We start from the raw sequence: 18,503 nt of genomic DNA, 5'->3' as shown, positions 1-18,503 counted from the left end.
GTTGAGAAGTACCTACTTCCAAAATTGGGCTTGAATATCCTGAAGTGTATCAACAGAACGGGCAAACTGTTCTTTTTCACTTTCGTTTAGGGTTAGCTCGACAATACTTTTTGCGCCGGTGCGATTAATGACTGTAGGGGTGCCGATATAAACATTGCTATGGCCATATTCGCCTTCCAGCAATGTTCCGACTGGTAACACGACATGCTCATTTTTTAAAATCGCTTTTGTAATTCTTGCCAATCCCATTGCGATTCCATAATACGTAGCACCCTTCGATTCAATGATCTGGTATGCAGCATCACGAACTTGGACGGCAATTTCTTTTTTTCTTGCCTCGGTTAATTTTGGCGCTATCGGCAATCCGGAAAAATTGGCAGAGCTCCATACCGGAAGTTGTGAATCACCATGTTCACCAATGATATAGGCATGGATACTGGTTGGGGCAGTATTGAACTCTTGCCCTAATAAAGAGCGGAATCTTGCGGAATCCAATATAGTTCCTGAACCAATCACCTTCTCCTTCGGTAAACCGGAAAATTTCCATGTCGCATACGCTAAAATGTCCACTGGGTTCGTTGCGACCAAGAAAATGCCATTAAAACCAGCTTGCATGATGCTGCCGACGATCGCTTCAAAAATGTTCATATTTTTCTTAACAAGATCCAGCCTGGTTTCTCCCGGCTTTTGGGCTGCCCCCGCACAGATGACGGCAATGGCAGCATCCTTGCAGTCCTCATATGATCCGGATTTTATATTCATGGCACTGGGCGCATACACAAGACCATGATCCAGATCCATCACATCCCCCTTGGCTTTGTCCAGATTGGCATCGACAAGCACCAGCTCATCACATATCCCCTGGTTCATCAAAGCATAGGCATAGCTTGATCCAACTGCACCGGCACCAACTAATACGACTTTATTTCCCTTTGTAGAATTCATAATGAATACCTCCAATTTCTCCGAATATAAATACCTTTTGATATAAAAAAGTCCCTACTCGAATTTCCTTGCAGTATTATTCTTTCCCCTGTGTTCCAGGGTAATTCTTTATAAAGGTTGCCTGAACAACATTCTGACGAATTTGTGAATAACTTCACATAATATCCTAATAAAAAAGCAATCTTTCACATTTTTATGGATTACATGGTTTGTTGTAAGTGATTATTATGTGAAGTACTTCACAATGTTATTGTACAACATAACACTATTACATGGCAACAAACAAAAAATATTTAATTTAAGATGAAAGCGGCAAAAGTTCCAAAGGTTATCGAAAACGTATCTAATCATTGAGAAGGCCGTTTAAAAAGGAGATGTTACCTGGCACAAAGAATATACTGTACAGACGGGATATTATCAAAGGCAGAAAAGGAAAAGGGGCTGGGAAGTGTGAAGTATATCATCATTGGCATGCTGATTTTGGCCGTAGCATGTGTTATGACGGCCAAACTGATTACCTATAAATATTGGACTTGCATCTATACCGCATTCGGCCATGAAAATTATTTTAAGGTGATCAGCAAATTGAAAAGTGAAGGGGTGCGCTTCAAAACGAAAACGCCTATGAATTTAGGTTCGACGGACTTTCAAAATCGCAACAAAACGACTCAATATGATGTATGGGTAAAAAAAGAAGATGAGCTGGCTGCCCAAAGGGCCATTCACCGCGCGTGATCGATCGCCAAGACACGGTAAATTATGTTGGGAAAGGATCCTGGTGATGAAAAAACAGTTGCAATACATGTTGGAGAGAAAGGAATTTGTGGAATTATACTCGGATTCCAATGACGTAAGGAAATTCGATGTAGCCAAAATCTTAAAAGTATCGGATACCTTCGTCGTGGCAGCCAATATTGCCGCTAGTGGCCTATATGACGGTTATGGTCTGCTTTATGTCGATAACATCCACCAAATGAATGTCCAGACGAAATATGTTAAGAAAATCAAGGAACTTTATCAATCGAAAAAACAACATCATCTTGATTTCGTCGATGAAAATGATGACTTGCTTTTGAGTTTTCTCGATTTCGCCCACAAACATAACTTCCTTGTTTCCGTGGATCTCTTTCAAGTTCCCGGGGAGGTGAGAGGCTTCATTAAAAACCTGGAAGCTGATGTATTTGTCATTTCCATGGTGGACGATATGGGAGAACTGGATGGTGAGGCATTCATTAGGTTTGATGCCATCCATGGCATGTTATGTGATGGTCAGGACGCATCAGACCTGATGCGGATGTATCCGGGAATCGGAAAATGATTGAGGCCAGTCGCTGCCCTGGACAAGGTCAAGGTTTTTCAAGTGTCATTTGTTTTCCATGGTTTAAAAGACAGAAAATTTGTATAATGTGGGAGGTGGAGCAACACTCGATATTTCATTTACATATAGGAGGGGCATGGATGAGCAAGCTTGATGGCAGGACCATTGCTTTATTGGGAGCAAGGAAAACGGAAGAACTCAGCAAGATCGTTCGTAATCTTGGAGGAATCCCGCTTGTGCGTCCGGCACAGGGAACGGTATTCCTTGATGATTCGCATTTGGAAGATGACGTCACCCGGTTGATGGCAGGGGAGTTCGATTGGATCATCCTAACGACAGGAGTGGGGACAGAGCTATTATATAAAACGGCCGTGAAGCTGGAAGCGGGAGATCGTTTCATAGCAGCATTGCGGTCCATCAATATCGCAGCCAGGGGCTATAAAACGGTGAACATGCTGAAGAAGCTTGGTCTCAAGCCTTTAGTTCGTGATGATGATGGAAGCACGGCCGGACTCGTCCGCAATCTGGAGGGACATCTGTCTGGCGATGTAAAGGTCGCCCTCCAGCTTCATGGCGATCCGGCTCCGCTTTTGATGAACTGGCTGGATGGACAAAGCGTGGAGCATAAAGAAATCCTTCCGTATGAGCATATACCGCCGGAAAAAGAAACGATGCAGCGGCTGGTCGGGGAAATCCTTGCTGGCACCATTGATTCCGTTGTGTTCACGAGTGCACCGCAGCCGCGCAATTTAATGAAATATGTTCGTGAACAAGGTGTGGAGGATGAAATGATCGAACAATTCAAATCGAAGGTCATTGCGCTCGCAGTAGGGAAGGTAACGGCGCAAGTGATCATCGATGAAGGAATTGAACGGGTCATTTATCCAGAGGACCAACGGATGGGCAGTGCAATGGTGGAACTGGTGAAATTTTACCACGGCATTGCAAGCAGATAGGGGTGCGGGCGCAATGACCATAGGCAAGGTTTATTTTGTGGGCGCAGGCCCGGGGGACGCGGGACTGATTACCGTTAAAGGCCAACGGGCAATTGAAAAAGCGGATGTCATTATCTATGATAGGCTGCTGAACCCCAAACTATTGGAGGCTGCCTCGCTTGATTGTGAACTGATTTACTGCGGGAAGACACCTCATTCGAATGGCATCAACCAATCGGACATCAATGACCTGCTTGTGTTGAAGGCCCTGGAAGGCCATGAGGTCATTCGTCTGAAAGGCGGGGATCCTGCTGTTTTTGGAAGAGTGGGGGAGGAAGCGGAGTCATTGCAAGCTTACGGAATACCTTTTGAAATCATCCCGGGCGTTACGTCAGGTATTGCCGCTTCCATTTATGCGGGCGTTCCCGTGACACATCGAAATCATGGGCGTTCCTTTGCCATGGTGACGGGCCATGGCAAAGGATTGACGGATATAGGCTGGAAGGGGCTTGTCGATGGGGTGGATACGGTTGCCTTTTATATGGGCGTAGCCAACCTTCCGGATATCTGCCGAAACCTGACCGGCAATGGAAAGCCTGGGAACACTCCGGTACTTGTCATTCAATGGGGGACGTATGGTAGACAGGCATCCGCCGAGGGGACATTGGACGATATAGTGGATAGGGTCCAGGAAAAGTCGCTCCTAAACCCGGCGATCACATTGGTCGGCGATATCATTTCGCTTAGGGACAAACTGCAATGGTTCGAAAAAAAACCGCTACACGGACAGCAGTTTTTAGTGGCCAGAACCGGCACGGCAAAGAGTCAGCTGGCAGAAGAGTTGCAGGAACTTGGGGGAGATGTCATTGAGTTTCCGAAATGGGTGGCGGCTAACGTGAAAATGGAGGAAAGTCAGTTGCTCTCTTTTCTTTCGTATGACCGGATTCTCTTCACATCACCAGAAAGTATCCACGGATTCTTGGATTCACTCACTGAATATGCCATTGACTTCCGGCGGATATCTTCTGACCTTTATGTTGTATCGAGGAAATCGAAGAAGGTTTTGCAACGACGCGGCCTGATGGCCAAGCTCAAAGCCGAGATGCCGGCAACGGGAAGCCTGTTGGTCATTGGCGATAGGGATAAGGACCAAATCGAGGAGGGTTATGGGGAAGCGGATTATGTTCAATCGATCGAGAAATGTGTCGATGAAAGATTCCTAGAAATCCTGCCGAGAATGCTGGCCGAAAAAGCTGTCGATACAGTGCTTTTTTCAAACCGGCATTCCGTTGATATGCTGATGGAATACACAAGGAAGGCATATATGGATGGTGAAGCGCTGTTAAGGCGGGCATCGATTGGCGTCATCGGCAAAAGCACCGGCAAAAGAGTGCAAGACTACGGATTTGCCGTACATATGATGCCGGAAAAGCCATCTGTGGAGGATTTGGTAACGTTGATCGTGAATGGTGCGTATTTACGCTCTGATTAAACCCGTCATTGTGCAATTGACCCATCTCCCTGGATGGCGGAGGATAACAAGCAAATCTTAAGTGGTTTTCATGGTTGTTTGAATAAAAGTCTTTTAATTCGCTATAAAATGGGTATTGTATATGAGTAACTTTTCTGGGGAGGCGATTGAATTGAAACGTACGTCGGAATTTGCATTAAGCATCATTGGCGTCAGCATCGCTGCGATTTTTTTGATTGTAACGATAATTGCTGCCGTTTATATCAACAGTGTCGATTTGAAAGGCCTGGTGGACTACTCATTAATGACAGATTCGGAGGTTTCGGCATCCGAGATTGATATGTCCATCAAGTTGTTCATGGGTCTGCTGTGGGCGGGGATCATCTCGTTGGTCGTTGCATTGGCAGGGGGCTTGAGCGCTATCTTTCTATTAAAAGGCGGCAAAGCGAAGCCAGCCGGCATTTTATTGATCATTACGGGGATAGTGACCGTTTTTCAAATATGGCCGCTTATTTTCTTCATCGTGCCAGGCATCATGTGTCTTGTAAGAAAGCCAATTGATACGGTGGAAGTGATCGTCTGATCGAACCTGATACATAGCGTTATGATGTGAAGAAGAGCTGACCCGGTGATGGGTCAGCTTTTTTGATTCCTCAAAGGAGCTGAAGGCGGGGAATTACAAGACCATTTTCCGGTAATATCCCTTTTTCCCTGAAATTACTAGTCTAGCATGTTACTATTATGGTAAATCTAAAGAGACTGGAGTTCGATCAATGAAGATACACTTAATGAAGCTTGGAATTATGTCCTGTCTAACATTCAGCTTGTTCAGTGGACAAGCTTCCGCAGAGACTGAATGGACCGATGCTTGTTCCCCACTAGGTGAACTGCAGCCTAATGAAAATCCTACTTACGGACAGATCAACTGCTTGCTGACGAATGCGGCGATTGCGGCAGGAATTCCCCCGGAAGTGGTGAAAGCGGTGGCTACACAGGAAAATGGCGATTGGAGGCAATTCAATGACGCGGGCAAACCGATCAAATCCAGTGATGGCGGCATTGGCCTGATGCAGCTTACCGATAAAAGCGGGTTTGACCAACAAAGGCTCGAACATGATATCGTCTATAACATCGAGGCTGGTGTCGAGGTATTGAGCGGAATGTATGCGAGGAAAGATTTGCCGAAAATCAAAGGGGCAGGACGCTGGGTGATTGAAAACTGGTATTTTCCAGTCATGGCCTACAATGGGACAAAGCCGGTGAACAGCCCCCTTTACCAGGAAAGCGGGAAAAGGAATACGGGTGCCTATCAAGAGGAGGTGTTTGCCGAGCTGGAAAAACAAAGCTATTTGTCCGGTACAAAATTGGCAAGCTATCCATTTAGCAAAACAGACTTTCAATATGATCGAGGGAGTTCGGCCAATATCATCTTCAAGAAGCTGGAATACACGCTGGTTGACCAAACACATGACTCCGTCTATGGGTTCAAGGCAGGAGACAAGGCGGTCACGACCTCGGGTGTGAAGATAAGGGAAAAGGCCAGCACCTCGTCCGGGTTTACAACCGTGCCAAAGGAGACATGGCTCATCATTACCGGTAATCTAGTCTACGAGGAATCGGCGGCGAACAAGTTTGTCTGGTTCCCCGTACAAACGGAAGACAAGAAAATCAAGGGATATATTTCTTCGGCCTATATCTCCAATAAGCCAGCGCTTCCTGTCATGGATAAAAACGCCCCCGTGATTTCAGGGGCAACGGACGCAGCGGTTCCGTTCAACTCGGCATTCGATGTCAAATCCAGCGTAAAAGCCAAGGATGATAAAGATGGAGACCTGACGAGTGCCATCCGTGTCGAGGGCAAGGTGGACACAAAGAAGGTGGGTGCTTATATTTTGACGTATACGGTAGCTGACAAGGCGGGGAATGCTGCCAAGGCGATAAGGAAGATAACCGTTTATGATCGGGTTAAGCCAGTCATTTCAGGTGCAGGGAATAAAACGATCCGCTTGAATTCTTCATTTGATCCAAAATCGAACGTGAGTGCCAAGGATAATGCAGATGGCAGCTTGACAAATAAACTAAAAGTGACCGGCACGGTGAACACGAAGAAAAAGGGAAGCTATACTTTGACGTATACGGTCACCGATTCTTCGAAGAATGCGGCGACGGTAACCAGGAAGATCACGATAGACAGCACGAAGCCAACCATCTCGGGAGCCGCCAATAAAACGGTTGTCTATAACTCGAAATTCGATCCCAAGTCAGGCGTAACCGCGAAAGATAATCTCGATGGCAACTTGACTGGTAAAATCAAGGTGACGGGTACGGTGAATACGAAGAAAAAAGGAACGTATACATTAACGTATACAATTACTGACAACTCGGGGAATGCGGAGACAGCAACCAGGAAGATCACGATAGACAGCACGAAGCCAGTCATCTCGGGAGCCGCCAATAAAACCATTGCCTATAACTCGACGTTCAATTCTAAATCGGGCGTATCGGCTAAAGATAACCTGGATGGAAATGTAACGAATAAGATCAAAACAACAGGGACCGTGAATACGAAGAAAAGGGGCACCTATACCTTGACGTATACCGTTACGGATAAATCTCAGAACAAGGCAGTGGCAAAAAGGAAAATAACCGTTAAATGATGCCAAAAAAAGGATTCCATAAATAGGGAATCCTTTTTGCGTGGAGAAATAGTTCATGTACCCATGGCTTTTCTGAATTGAAAAATGACAGTTTGAAGAATAGCTCCCGTTTTTGAAAAGCCGCTTCAGCCGGCGCAACCCGGAAATGGATGGACAACTTCGCGTCAAAGGCGAAAGATGCCTGTCTCCTTCCGCTGTGGATAATTGGCAGAAGAAATTCGGGAAGAGCGTTCGGATGCAGTCCGGTTGCGAAAAGGAATGGTGAATCTATGAAAGGAACCGAACGATAGGAACCAATTAATGTGAAATTCCGCAAATATTATGCGATTTCTCGCCCAACATGCACCGGCGGAAAATCGAGGGGAAAGCAATCGAAAACCAGTATGAAAAATGGAAGAACTGGATCATCTGAAAAATGTGGGTATTTGTATGACGTGATCGTGAAAGGATTATGATATAATGGCATGAATAAAAAACAGAGAGAGGGACTTCGATTGGAAAATAGAAAAGAAGTTTTTTCATGGATAAAAGCGATCGGGATTGCAGTCATTCTAGCTTTTTTAATTCGTACGTATATATTTGCGCCGATTGTCGTAGACGGTGAGTCCATGATGCCGACCCTGCGGGATCATGAGCGAATCGTTCTTACCAAGTTTGGAACGAACATCGACAGCATCGATCGATTTGATATCGTCGTTTTTCATGCAACGGTAGATAAGGATTACATCAAAAGGGTGATCGGTCTTCCTGGTGATCATATTGAATATAAAGATGATACGCTTTATATTAATGGGAAAGCTTATGAAGAACCATATCTGGATCAATATAAGAAACAAATGGCAGGTGGAATGCCGCTGACTGAATCCTTTAAGCTAGAGGATATTACAGGCGGGATGACGGTTCCTGACAACCAGCTGTTCCTGATGGGGGACAATCGCCAAAACAGTTTGGATAGCCGGGAAATCGGTACGATATCCGTCGATGAAATCGTCGGCAAAGCCAATCTTGTGTACTGGCCAATCAAGGAAATAAAAATGGTGAAATAAAAGGGCGGACTCGGTCATCGAGTCCGCTTTAATTTTGGCACACCCCTTCCTTTAGGCATGTCTTTCAACAAAAACCGTGCGTAATCTTCTTTTTTTTTCTTTTTTTAGGAAAATCAACTCATATGGGGGAATTTAGGTTATCCTATTGTTATGGAAGCAATCACGTAACATCGAACGTATGGGTTAATGGATTATATGTAAAAAGGGGTACTTTAGATGGAACTGGTGAAAGAACTGATATCAAACTATGGGTATTTTGCGATATACGGACTGCTGGCGCTCGGGATCATAGGGTTGCCTGTACCGGATGAATTCATGATGACTTTTGTCGGTTATTTGTCGTCCATTTCCGTCCTGAATGTTCAGGGGGCATTCCTCGTAAGTTTCCTTGGTTCGATTTCCGGGATGCTGGTCAGCTATTTCATCGGGAAAAAGGTGGGCAAGCCTTTCCTGAGAAAGCATGGTAAATGGGTTAAAATGACTCCTCCAAGATTGGAAAAGCTGGAAGCTTGGTTCAATAAATACGGTCCATGGACCATCATCATAGCTTATTTCATCCCGGGTGTCCGCCACTTCGCAAGTTATCTGTCCGGAATGAATGGGATGGGGAAACGAAAATACTTCCTATTTGCAGGGGCAGGAGCATTTAGCTGGTGTTTGGTATTTACGGCTTTTGGCTATTTCATCGGTGTGTTAACCTGACTTTCCAACAATCATAAATAAAGGAAAATCCCGTTTCCGGATCTCGGAAACGGGATTTTCCTTTCATCTCTTCATTGAGCGGAATATCCGCCATCGATAACAAGCTCCGCCCCAGTTACGTATGAGGCTTCATCGGATGCCAGATAAAGCACGGCATTGGCAATATCGGCAGGTTGACCGAGACGTTGAAGCGGAGTTGCTTTGACCATTTGATTCACAAGCTCCTTCGATTCCTCCAATTTATGTGTCATCGGAGTTTCGATGATGCCGGGGAATACGGCATTAACACGGACCCCCATGCGGCCATATTGGGCCGCGGCAGCCTTGGAAATGGCACGGACCGCACCTTTGGAAGCCGAGTATGAGTTTAAGCCCATTCCGATTTGAGCCGTGAAGGAAGAAATGTTCACGACGGAACCCTTCCCTTCTTTAACCATATAAGGAACGACATGCTTCATTCCAAGAAATGGCCCAAACCCATTGATGCCCATCATTAGCTGCCAATCAGCCAAAGTCGTATCGTCAATTCCTTTTTCAGAGGAGATACCGGCGTTGTTAATCAGAATGTCGACCTTCCCGAAATCTGCAATTACGGTTTCCATCATTTTTTTCCAGCTCTCATCCGAAGAAACATCAAGCACAGTCCCATGGACATTCTCCCATTCATTCACTGCTGCCACAGCCTTTTCATTAATATCTGCAGCGATGACCTGTGCTCCTTCCTTAGTGAATAAATCGACCATTTCTTTCCCCATACCAGATGCTCCGCCAGTAATAATGGCTACTTTATTCGTTAATCTTCCCATCGTGATCACTCCCAGTCGTTTTTTTGTATGCCGAATATATGTTCAAAGCTAGTTCGAAAGCTGGAAAATCGGCGGGCAATCGTATACATGCACTTGGCAAGTGGACATATCCATTTCCGCTCCCTATAAAAGAAAGCGCAAACCATACTTTCGTACAGCAACTCTGTTACCCTGATTAGCATGACCGGTCTATTAGGTGATAGTTGTCCATGCGTGTGCACAAATTTCATCCCTCTATTATATGAATCCATCTTCCTGGTACATTCGATTGAGCCACGTCTCATCTTCAATACTAGTGGTTCAAGTGGAATTCTGCAATCATTTTGTACTCGTGATACAAAAAAATATAATGACATTCCATTTGTGGGCCCTTTCCTTGTCCTGCTTGCTGGACCGCCCGTCCTCTTTCATTTATATGATTTACCCTGCTGCAGGTAGTTTGATGGGAGTGATGGAACGGGAATATGAAGAAAAGGGTGCAACACTTGGCTAATGAGGCAGGAAAAGTGATAAAATGAAAAATATATATTAAAGAGGAGTTGTCGAATGTGACTGAATTGAATTGGCGGGAAGAAGTCGAAAAACGGAAAATGGACCTATTGCTGGACACGCAAAATTTGCTGAAAATAAAAAGTGTTCTGGATGAAGAAAATAAGACAGAGGATGCACCATTTGGACAAGGTGTGAAGGAAGCGCTTGATTTTATGCTTCAATTGGGCGAGAAGGACGGTTTTACCGTCAAGAATGTCGATAATGTCGCCGGACATATTGAAATGGGCGAAGGCGATGAGTTGATCGGTATCTTGTGTCATGTTGACGTTGTGCCGGAGGGTGACGGCTGGAGCTCCGATCCATTTGGAGCAGAGCTGCGCAATGGCCGCATCTATGCTCGCGGTGCAATCGATGATAAGGGGCCGACGATGGCTGCTTACCATGCAATGAAGCTGGTGAGGGAGCTTGGGCAGCCTTTGAACAAACGAGTGCGGATGATCATCGGGACAGATGAGGAATCAAACTGGCGCTGTGTGGACCGCTACTTTGAAGTGGAGGAAATGCCATCGATGGGCTTTGCACCCGATGCGGACTTCCCTATCATCAGTGCGGAAAAAGGAATCTGGGACTTCTCCATCATTCAGCCTATTGATGCGGGACATGGAACGAGCTCTGAAGTGAATGTCAGCGAATTCTCTTCAGGACGCCGGACGAATATGGTGCCGGATTTTGCAACGGCGGTAGTCGAGGCAGCCAATCCTGCCGAGGTGGTCGCAAGCTATCAGGCTTTTATGCAAAAGTACTCGTTGAAGGGCCAAGCCGTTCCGCAAAAAAATCAAGTGCTTCTTGAATTGAACGGCGTATCTGCACACGCAATGGAACCGAACAATGGAATCAATGCAGGGCTTCATTTAGCCGTCTTTTTAGCGGACCTTTCACTTGATCCTCATGCGAAATCCTACTTCACCTTCATCAAGGATCGGTTGTTTGAAGATTCCCGCGGAAATAATCTGGGGCTGGCCTATACGGATGAGGAAACCGGTGAATTAACGATGAATGCCGGCGTTTTCAATTATTCCAAGCAAGGCGATAGCTCGATTGGCTTCAGCATGCGCTATCCGGTGACATTCGAATGGGAACAGCAAAAGGCGGCATTGGAGGAAAGGCTTGCTGCATATAATTTGAACGTGAAGACCAATTCGCATTCAACGCCGCATTATGTGAACAGCGACAGTTTTTTGATCAAGACGCTGCAGGAGGTTTACGAAGCGGAGACCGGTGATAAAGCGGAACTGCTTTCGATAGGAGGCGGAACATATGCCCGCTCCCTGAAGGAAGGCGTTGCATTCGGACCGCTATTCCCTGGCAGCGAGGACATTGCGCATCAGAAAGATGAATATATTGACATTGAAGATATGCTTAAGGCTACGTCCATTTATGCACGTGCCATTCATGAATTGGCAAAATAAGCGGTCAAAGAGGGAGAAAACATGGGAAAAATCATTTTAAACGGCGAAATAAAAAACAGGTCCGATGTTTCGGTTGATATTGAGGACAGGGGATATCAATTCGGTGATGGTGTCTATGAGGTCATCCGGGTTTATAATGGGAAATTATTTGCGGGAGAGATGCATCTGAACCGCTTGCTGGACAGCGCAAAATTGATTCAGATGAAAGTCCCCTTCACCGTAGCGGAAATGGAAACGCGCGTGAAAGAGCTCATTTCCGAAGATGGATTGCAGGACGGAATCATCTATATGCAGCTTACACGCGGGGTAAGTCCGCGGACACATGTCTTTCCAAGTTCGGACGTCGAACCGGTTTTTGTTGCCTATACGAAGGAAATTCCTTATACAGGAAAGATGAAGCCTGGGGCTAAGGGCATCACGACTGACGATATCCGCTGGCTGCGCTGTAATATCAAAAGCTTGAATTTGCTTGGTAATCTCTTGGCTAAGCAGGCAGCGGCGGAAGCTGGCTGTGACGAGGCGATCCAGCATCGTGACGGGTTGGTCACGGAGGGGAGCTCCTCCAATGTATCAATCGTGGTGGACGGCACGCTGAAAACGCATCCTGCCACCAACTTGATCCTGAATGGGATTACCCGCCAGGTGATGCTTAAGCTATGCGCTGATCATGGCATTCCATACGTGGAGGAACCCTTCACGGTCGAAGAAATGATGACAGCGGATGAAGTCCTCTATACAAGCACAAGCGTAGAAGTGACGCCGATCATCAACATTGATGGCGGAATGATCGCAGCCGGTGAAACCGGTCCGGTAACGAAAAAATTGCAACAGCTTTTCTCCCAGGAAATCGAAAGGCAATGCGGTTCGATTGACTGATCATGAATGGCCCCTTTGCCCCCTGGCAAAGGGTTTTTTTTTCTTTCAAGCCCGTCTCGCACCCCCGTCATGCTCCTCCTTAAATCCACTAAAAAAATTTTCAGTTTGTCCCTTTTGACATTTTCAGAATCGAGGAATATACTTGCTAATAACCTAAAAAGTTTACTCGTCGCAACATTTTGAGTTGCATATAAAAAGGAGTTGAAATTCACATGTCTGGTGCATTGCATCAATCTTCTTCCCGTGGATTTAAAAATCTGCTTCCATATCTGGGGCCAGCGTTCATAGCCGCCGTCGCCTATATCGATCCAGGGAATTATGCAACCAATATTACAGCCGGTTCCAAATATGGATATACGCTATTATGGGTCATTTTCGCTTCCAATTTGATGGCTGTGCTCATTCAAACATTGTCAGCAAAATTGGGGATCGCCACAGGAAAAAACCTTCCTGAACTATGCAGGGAAAGATTTTCGAAAAAAACATCGCTATTATTATGGATACAGGCCGAAGCCGTTATCATGGCAACGGACTTGGCTGAATTCATTGGTGCCGCACTTGGGATTTATTTGCTCTTCGACCTGCCCCTCATCACATCGGCCCTCATTGCAGCAATCGGTTCCTTTGTCATTTTGGAATTCCAGCGCAGGGGCTATCGGACATTCGAAGCGTTGATCACGGTCATGATCTTTGTTGTGGTGCTTGCTTTCGGAGCCCAGGTCTTTTATGCGCATCCCGATACATCTGCCATCGCCTATGGCCTATTCACCCCAAAATTCGAAGGGGTGGACAGCATTTTACTTTCGGCGGGGATGCTTGGAGCTACCGTAATGCCGCATGCCATTTACCTGCATTCTTCTTTAACCCAAAAGAGGATAGTCGGTACAAACGACTTGGAAAGAAAAAGGATTTTTCGTTTTGAACAAATTGACATTGTCATCGCCATGTTGATTGCAGGCGGAATCAATGCCGCGATGGTGATCGTTTCAGCAGCATTATTTCATAAGAGTGGAATATTAGTAGAAGATTTGGACGTAGCCTATCAACAATTCGGCGCGATGCTTGGGCCTTCCGTCGCGATGTTCTTTGGAATCGGATTATTATTCGCCGGATTATCGAGCTCTTCCGTCGGTGTAATGACAGGTGATGTCGTCATGCAGGGATTCATCAAAAGGCATATCCCGATATATTTGCGGAGGGTCATCACGACCTTGCCGCCCCTCATCATCATCATATGGGGAGTGAACCCATCCAAAGCCTTGGTCATGAGCCAGGTTGTACTTTCGTTCGGTATCGCCTTCGCCTTGGTGCCCTTGATCATGTTTACAAGCAATAAAAACATCATGGGTAATCTGGTCAACCACAAAATCACTTCAGGTATTGCTTGGCTAATAGCAATCCTTATTATCGGGCTGAACCTGTTCCTGCTATATGAAACGCTGTTTACCTAAAAAAAGAAATGTGAAAAAGGACCGCTTATGGTCCTTTTTTTCTTTGATTCATCCATGATATCTTCGCTAATCCACCCATCCCTGATGAAAATCCGTCCTAGCCCATGAAGGATTCGTTGCCTCCCAATGCCGGTGTACTGACTGAATTCCGAGTCTTTTTCCTGCTGGCGGGAATAACATGAAAGCAAGTACAAGTTGAGTATATGCTATGGGAATTATGGTAAAATTATAGGAAGAACAGGAAGGAATGTCAGTGACCATGAATACTCATTTTTTCTTTGCCTTAGTTTTGCCTGATGACATCAAGGCACATTTACATGCTGTGACGGAACGGCTGAATTCAAGGTTTCCATTTAAGAAATGGCTGCATCCGGCCGATTATCATATTACGATGGCGTTTTTGGGAAGTGCTGACGAGGCATTGAAAAAGGATGCGTTGAGGCGTGTCGAAAGTGCGCTTGCGAATGAATCCTCATTTGAGCTTGCCCTGGATGCGATCGACGTTTTTGGCAAGCATGAAAGTCCGAGGATTTTATGGTCGGGTGTGAAGCGGCAACACCGGCTTTTTTCGTTGCAGGAGAAGATTTATACCTCATGTGCAGACGCTGGTTTTCAGCTTGATAAAAAGCCGTTTAAGCCCCATATAACGCTAGCAAGAAAGTTCACGGGGGAAGATTCTTTTTCGTTGGAAAGTGTCCGGCAGGTGGCGGATCTGAATGATAAGCAGTTTGAGGCAGTCCAGGTGGCGCTCTATCAAACACATATCGGGGAATCACCTTCATACGAAAAGGTTTTTACGATGAATCTTCAATAATAGAGAGAGAAGGGTGGCGGCCGAATGGCACAGCTCATAAAGATGCAAGATTATATTTCCCGGTATGAACAGGATATTTACCGATATCCAACACAATATGCACGATTGAAAAAACAGCAATGGGATAAATTGAAGGCCGCTTATCAAGCGGGTGAACTAGATCAGCTGTATAGCGACGCGGTCGCAGAGCCCGAAGAGATGAAAAGCCAACCTGCTCTAGACGAATCCAAAAGCTTGATGAGAAAAGTGAGGGGCATCTTCAGCAGGGCGGATAAGCAGGCGACGGAAGCTGATGAGCTGGTGCTGCAGAACCAGGCAGAGGATCAGGACCCGAATATTTTTTCCTTACGGTTTCCCTTCCGTCCTGCTAATTTGGATGAATTAAAGCAGAACTATTTAAATCAATTGCTTCGCTTTCAAATGAAATGGGGAAGTTCGACGGTTCGTGAAAAGTCATTTGTGGATCGATCGTTTTTTTTGGACGAGAGGCTCCGCTTTTTCCTGCAGCGTTTTCCCGATACGTTTCTTGTTTTATATAAGCCTATCTTTCTATTGAAAAACGCGCCTGTCGAAGTTGATGTCATTATATTGACGCCAATGGACGCGTGGTGCATCACTTTTCTCGAAGCGGAGGAGGATGCAGCGTTCATTGGCTCCAGCGACCGGTTCTGGATTCGCAGGCATCATAAGCAACCTGACAAAAAGGTGCTCAACCCGTTATTGAGTGCGAATCGGATGGGTAATATCGTCTCCCAGTTATTTTCATTATATGAGGTGAACATTCCGATTAAAAAGGTGATTTTATCGCGGAATGGTTATATCGATTTTCCCGAAATTCCTTTTGATATGACCATATTGGATAAACGGAGTTTCCCGGAATGGTTTGAGCGGATGCGGGCCACTTCATCGCCCATTAAGGCGCAGCAATTGAAAGCAGCTCAGGCATTGCTGGAATATTGTCAGACGACATCGAGCAGGAGGCCGGAATGGGATGCCGACAGTCACCGAACAGAGGCGAATGAGCATGCAGAGCCTTGATGAAACCCTTTATTTCATCGTCAACCCAAGGGCTGGGACTGCGGGCAGCATGAAGGTATGGGAGAAAGCGGAGCGGCTGCTGAAATCCAGTTCCGTTCCCCATGAGGTGTTTTTTACAGAAGAAAAAGGGCATGCATTCCGGTTGACGGAGGAAATTTTATCAAGGACGGATCGTGATACAAGGATCATTGCGGTAGGCGGAGATGGCACGATGAATGAGGTGGTGAATGGCGCCCTTCCATTTCCCCATGCCATCCTTGGGTCGCTTGCAGCGGGCTCCGGCAATGATTATGTAAGGGGCATCCAAAAAACGACGGGTGTCGGGCAAGCCCTGCGGTTGTTTCAGGATAACCAACACAACGCTATCGATGTTGGTCAGTACGAGACGGATGGGAAGGTCGGTTACTTCATGAACAGCCTTGGCATGGGCATTGATGCTGAAATTTCCGCTGATGCCGACCGTTCTCCCCTGAAAAAATGGTTTAATTTCGTCAAGGCGGGTAAATTGATTTATCTCATCCTTTTTCTCAACCGACTATTCACTCATAAACCTGGTAGTATGGAATTGATCATTGATGGAAAAAGCCGAAAGCTGGAAAAGGTGTGGTTCATCGTCATTGCGAACCAGCCATACTTCGGCGGGGGAATGAAAATTTCGCCTCTAGCAAAGCTTCATGACGGCAGGTTGAATGTGATCGCGGTTCATGATATTGCCTGGCTGAAATTATTGGCCGTTTTCATCACCGTATTATGGGGAGGCCACCTTAACATCAAAAACGTTGATTCTTTTTCTGGAAAAATGATAAAGATGAAAAATCACGGGACGGCAAAAATCCAGTCGGATGGGGAAATTGTTGGAATGGATGAAGTGGCTGCGGTGGTTTTGCCAGATAAAATCCGTGTCATGATCAAGGATTAATTATCATACAAAAATATGAAATGATTTATTTGTTTTTGTTTTATGCGTATAATCGTTTTATAGTACTTGACGAAGAAACCTTTTTTCAACTAAAATTTAATTTATGGCTATTGTTAAATTGCTCAATAGCTATTTTTTTATTTCTCTGGAATGAGGATGTTTTTAATTGCGGGTGTCATCCCGATGCACGTATATATGCAGCTTCGCCGGCAGGCGGGTTTTTTATTAAACATGGACAAAAAAGTAGTGGTAATACATACACTAGGTGACGTATCCATATTAGTATGATTAAGCGAGGAAATCGAAGGTGAACCAGTTGGAACATTTATTAGGTCAGGAGTGGGATATTTCCCCTGCTGGAGGAGCTACAGGAGAAGCCTTTATAGCCGAGAAAGATGGGCAGAAGCTCTTCCTTAAACGTAATTCATCGCCATTTTTAGCTGTTCTTTCAGCTGAGGGCATTGTTCCGAAGTTAATGTGGACAAAACGCCTGGAAAATGGGGATGTCATTACGGCCCAGCATTGGATGGAAGGCAGGGAGCTATCTCAGCAGGAAATGGACAATATAAGAGTCGCAAAGCTGCTTCAAAAAATTCATCAATCCGATCCTTTGTTAAGCATGCTCAAAAGGCTTGGGAAATCCCCTTTACGACCTGAAAGTATACTTACAGACATAGAAATCGGATTATCTTCGGATGTTACGGATATACCGATCATCAAGCAAGCCATTCATTTCCTGCAGGATAATCTCCTGTTGATTGAATGCGACGAAGAAGTCGTCTGTCATTGTGATGTGAACCATAATAATTGGCTCATGACCGAAACGGACGGTTTGTTCCTCATTGATTGGGACGGGGCCGTCATTGGAGATCCGGCCATTGACCTTGGCATACTCCTGTATTCCTACATCCCAAGGGAGGAATGGAATCAATGGCTTGCCCGTTATGGCAAAAAGCTTGATGCAGGCCTGGAGATGAGGATGAAATGGCACACGGTTTCACAACTTGTGCTTTCCATCCAATGGCATCATCGCAGAAATCGGTACGAGGAGAGAAACGATTTACTGCAAAAATTAGAAGCCCTATTGATGGTAGGCTGATCAGAATTGATCGATATCATCCACCCACTGGGACAGGTTGTTTTGGTGGGTAGTAATATGTGCATCTAAATCGGCGGCACCGATGCCCCCCTGGCTATAGTCGTAAATCTCCGTCAGTATCGTTTTCACGTTGCTATCGATATCCATGTTGACCATTAAGGATTTGACGAGCCTTTCCACCTGCTCGCATTCTGAAACGGACCCGCAGCAATCTGATTGATGGTTGGTCAATATATCCTTTAAAAGTGACATTTGGTGTTCATGGGAAAGTGGCATATAAAACCTCTCCTTTCTGAATATGGACCTAAGGGTTTTCCGGGCGGATTTTTTCGCCTGCCCTTCACTCATTTATGGTGTGTTGTGAAGAAGGATTTATACATGAAAATGACAGACACTGTCGCCTGGAGGCCGGCAGTTTTTTATTTGCACCAATGAGCGGATGCACGGCATTCCTGAAAAAATCAG

Annotated in this window: 18 protein-coding genes; 15 read left to right on the top strand and 3 right to left on the bottom strand. The window is 45.6% G+C overall.

Features of this window, described 5'->3' with window-relative positions; genetic code table 11:
• Positions 1 to 12: 12 nt before the first annotated feature.
• Positions 13 to 945 (bottom strand): L-lactate dehydrogenase, encoded by a 933-nt coding sequence (locus QNI08_RS01930; RefSeq protein ID WP_285765734.1) that lies wholly within the window; start codon positions 943 to 945, stop codon positions 13 to 15.
• 450 nt (positions 946 to 1,395) lie between these two features.
• Here QNI08_RS01930 and QNI08_RS01925 point away from each other — a divergent pair, with 450 nt between their 5' ends.
• From QNI08_RS01925 to QNI08_RS01890, 8 genes are all read left to right on the top strand, one after another.
• Positions 1,396 to 1,680: a hypothetical protein gene (locus QNI08_RS01925; RefSeq protein ID WP_285765733.1), complete on the top strand. Its 285-nt coding sequence runs from the start codon at positions 1,396 to 1,398 to the stop codon at positions 1,678 to 1,680.
• A 46-nt stretch (positions 1,681 to 1,726) separates the two neighbouring features.
• Positions 1,727 to 2,263 (top strand): hypothetical protein, encoded by a 537-nt coding sequence (locus tag QNI08_RS01920; RefSeq protein WP_285765732.1) that lies wholly within the window; start codon positions 1,727 to 1,729, stop codon positions 2,261 to 2,263.
• A 140-nt stretch (positions 2,264 to 2,403) separates the two neighbouring features.
• Positions 2,404 to 3,219 carry a uroporphyrinogen-III synthase gene (locus tag QNI08_RS01915; protein ID WP_285765731.1) on the top strand — a complete coding sequence of 272 codons (816 nt, stop codon included), beginning with the start codon at positions 2,404 to 2,406 and terminating at the stop codon, positions 3,217 to 3,219.
• 13 nt (positions 3,220 to 3,232) lie between these two features.
• On the top strand, positions 3,233 to 4,690 hold the full coding sequence (gene cobA, locus QNI08_RS01910) for a uroporphyrinogen-III C-methyltransferase (RefSeq protein WP_285765730.1): 1,458 nt from the start codon (positions 3,233 to 3,235) through the stop codon (positions 4,688 to 4,690).
• Between the two features lie 151 nt (positions 4,691 to 4,841).
• Positions 4,842 to 5,252, top strand: a complete 411-nt coding sequence (locus QNI08_RS01905) for a DUF4064 domain-containing protein (RefSeq protein WP_285765729.1) — start codon at positions 4,842 to 4,844, stop codon at positions 5,250 to 5,252.
• A 190-nt stretch (positions 5,253 to 5,442) separates the two neighbouring features.
• Positions 5,443 to 7,326 (top strand): immunoglobulin-like domain-containing protein, encoded by a 1,884-nt coding sequence (locus tag QNI08_RS01900; RefSeq protein ID WP_285765728.1) that lies wholly within the window; start codon positions 5,443 to 5,445, stop codon positions 7,324 to 7,326.
• Positions 7,327 to 7,820: 494 nt separating this feature from the next.
• Positions 7,821 to 8,372: a signal peptidase I gene (gene lepB, locus QNI08_RS01895; protein WP_285765727.1), complete on the top strand. Its 552-nt coding sequence runs from the start codon at positions 7,821 to 7,823 to the stop codon at positions 8,370 to 8,372.
• Between the two features lie 216 nt (positions 8,373 to 8,588).
• Positions 8,589 to 9,074 (top strand): DedA family protein, encoded by a 486-nt coding sequence (locus tag QNI08_RS01890; protein ID WP_285765726.1) that lies wholly within the window; start codon positions 8,589 to 8,591, stop codon positions 9,072 to 9,074.
• A 71-nt stretch (positions 9,075 to 9,145) separates the two neighbouring features.
• Here the strand turns inward: QNI08_RS01890 and QNI08_RS01885 are convergent, their stop codons facing one another.
• Complete coding sequence (locus QNI08_RS01885) at positions 9,146 to 9,880, bottom strand: SDR family NAD(P)-dependent oxidoreductase (RefSeq protein WP_285765725.1); 735 nt, start codon at positions 9,878 to 9,880, stop codon at positions 9,146 to 9,148.
• A 548-nt stretch (positions 9,881 to 10,428) separates the two neighbouring features.
• Here QNI08_RS01885 and pepV point away from each other — a divergent pair.
• The 7 genes from pepV (at position 10,429) to QNI08_RS01850 (ending at position 18,038) form a co-directional block, all read left to right on the top strand.
• Positions 10,429 to 11,841: a dipeptidase PepV gene (pepV, locus tag QNI08_RS01880; protein WP_285765724.1), complete on the top strand. Its 1,413-nt coding sequence runs from the start codon at positions 10,429 to 10,431 to the stop codon at positions 11,839 to 11,841.
• A 21-nt stretch (positions 11,842 to 11,862) separates the two neighbouring features.
• On the top strand, positions 11,863 to 12,717 hold the full coding sequence (gene dat, locus QNI08_RS01875; RefSeq protein ID WP_285765723.1) for a D-amino-acid transaminase: 855 nt from the start codon (positions 11,863 to 11,865) through the stop codon (positions 12,715 to 12,717).
• A gap of 212 nt (positions 12,718 to 12,929) precedes the next feature.
• Positions 12,930 to 14,168 (top strand): Nramp family divalent metal transporter, encoded by a 1,239-nt coding sequence (locus tag QNI08_RS01870; RefSeq protein ID WP_352231185.1) that lies wholly within the window; start codon positions 12,930 to 12,932, stop codon positions 14,166 to 14,168.
• A gap of 259 nt (positions 14,169 to 14,427) precedes the next feature.
• Positions 14,428 to 14,982, top strand: coding sequence for an RNA 2',3'-cyclic phosphodiesterase (gene thpR / locus QNI08_RS01865; RefSeq protein ID WP_285765877.1), 555 nt, complete (start codon positions 14,428 to 14,430; stop codon positions 14,980 to 14,982).
• A 24-nt stretch (positions 14,983 to 15,006) separates the two neighbouring features.
• Complete coding sequence (locus QNI08_RS01860) at positions 15,007 to 16,020, top strand: NERD domain-containing protein (RefSeq protein WP_285765722.1); 1,014 nt, start codon at positions 15,007 to 15,009, stop codon at positions 16,018 to 16,020.
• Positions 15,974 to 16,939, top strand: coding sequence for a diacylglycerol/lipid kinase family protein (locus QNI08_RS01855; RefSeq protein WP_285765721.1), 966 nt, complete (start codon positions 15,974 to 15,976; stop codon positions 16,937 to 16,939). The genes QNI08_RS01860 and QNI08_RS01855 overlap by 47 nt, the downstream gene beginning before the upstream one ends.
• Before the next feature lie 316 nt (positions 16,940 to 17,255).
• Complete coding sequence (locus QNI08_RS01850) at positions 17,256 to 18,038, top strand: phosphotransferase family protein (RefSeq protein ID WP_285765720.1); 783 nt, start codon at positions 17,256 to 17,258, stop codon at positions 18,036 to 18,038.
• On the opposite strand, the gene QNI08_RS01845 is transcribed toward QNI08_RS01850, so the two are convergent.
• Positions 18,039 to 18,314 (bottom strand): YtzH-like family protein, encoded by a 276-nt coding sequence (locus tag QNI08_RS01845; RefSeq protein ID WP_285765719.1) that lies wholly within the window; start codon positions 18,312 to 18,314, stop codon positions 18,039 to 18,041.
• Positions 18,315 to 18,503 lie beyond the last annotated feature (189 nt).

The organism is Peribacillus folii, assembly GCF_030271255.1.
Lineage (GTDB): Bacteria > Bacillota > Bacilli > Bacillales > DSM-1321 > Peribacillus.
The sequence above is the reverse complement of the archived record's forward strand: the minus strand, read 5'-3'. Positions and strand labels throughout refer to the sequence as shown.

Excerpts from the sequence above, each read along its gene's own strand:
- QNI08_RS01930 (WP_285765734.1), bottom strand. The coding sequence starts at position 945 with ATGAATTCTACAAAGGGAAATAAAGTCGTATTAGTTGGTGCCGGTGCA.
- QNI08_RS01920 (WP_285765732.1), top strand. The coding sequence starts at position 1,727 with ATGAAAAAACAGTTGCAATACATGTTGGAGAGAAAGGAATTTGTGGAA.
- QNI08_RS01915 (WP_285765731.1), top strand. The coding sequence starts at position 2,404 with ATGAGCAAGCTTGATGGCAGGACCATTGCTTTATTGGGAGCAAGGAAA.
- cobA (WP_285765730.1), top strand. The coding sequence starts at position 3,233 with ATGACCATAGGCAAGGTTTATTTTGTGGGCGCAGGCCCGGGGGACGCG.
- QNI08_RS01900 (WP_285765728.1), top strand. The coding sequence starts at position 5,443 with ATGAAGATACACTTAATGAAGCTTGGAATTATGTCCTGTCTAACATTC.
- QNI08_RS01890 (WP_285765726.1), top strand. The coding sequence starts at position 8,589 with ATGGAACTGGTGAAAGAACTGATATCAAACTATGGGTATTTTGCGATA.
- QNI08_RS01885 (WP_285765725.1), bottom strand. The coding sequence starts at position 9,880 with ATGGGAAGATTAACGAATAAAGTAGCCATTATTACTGGCGGAGCATCT.
- dat (WP_285765723.1), top strand. The coding sequence starts at position 11,863 with ATGGGAAAAATCATTTTAAACGGCGAAATAAAAAACAGGTCCGATGTT.
- QNI08_RS01870 (WP_352231185.1), top strand. The coding sequence starts at position 12,930 with ATGTCTGGTGCATTGCATCAATCTTCTTCCCGTGGATTTAAAAATCTG.
- thpR (WP_285765877.1), top strand. The coding sequence starts at position 14,428 with ATGAATACTCATTTTTTCTTTGCCTTAGTTTTGCCTGATGACATCAAG.
- QNI08_RS01860 (WP_285765722.1), top strand. The coding sequence starts at position 15,007 with ATGGCACAGCTCATAAAGATGCAAGATTATATTTCCCGGTATGAACAG.
- QNI08_RS01855 (WP_285765721.1), top strand. The coding sequence starts at position 15,974 with ATGCCGACAGTCACCGAACAGAGGCGAATGAGCATGCAGAGCCTTGAT.
- QNI08_RS01845 (WP_285765719.1), bottom strand. The coding sequence starts at position 18,314 with ATGCCACTTTCCCATGAACACCAAATGTCACTTTTAAAGGATATATTG.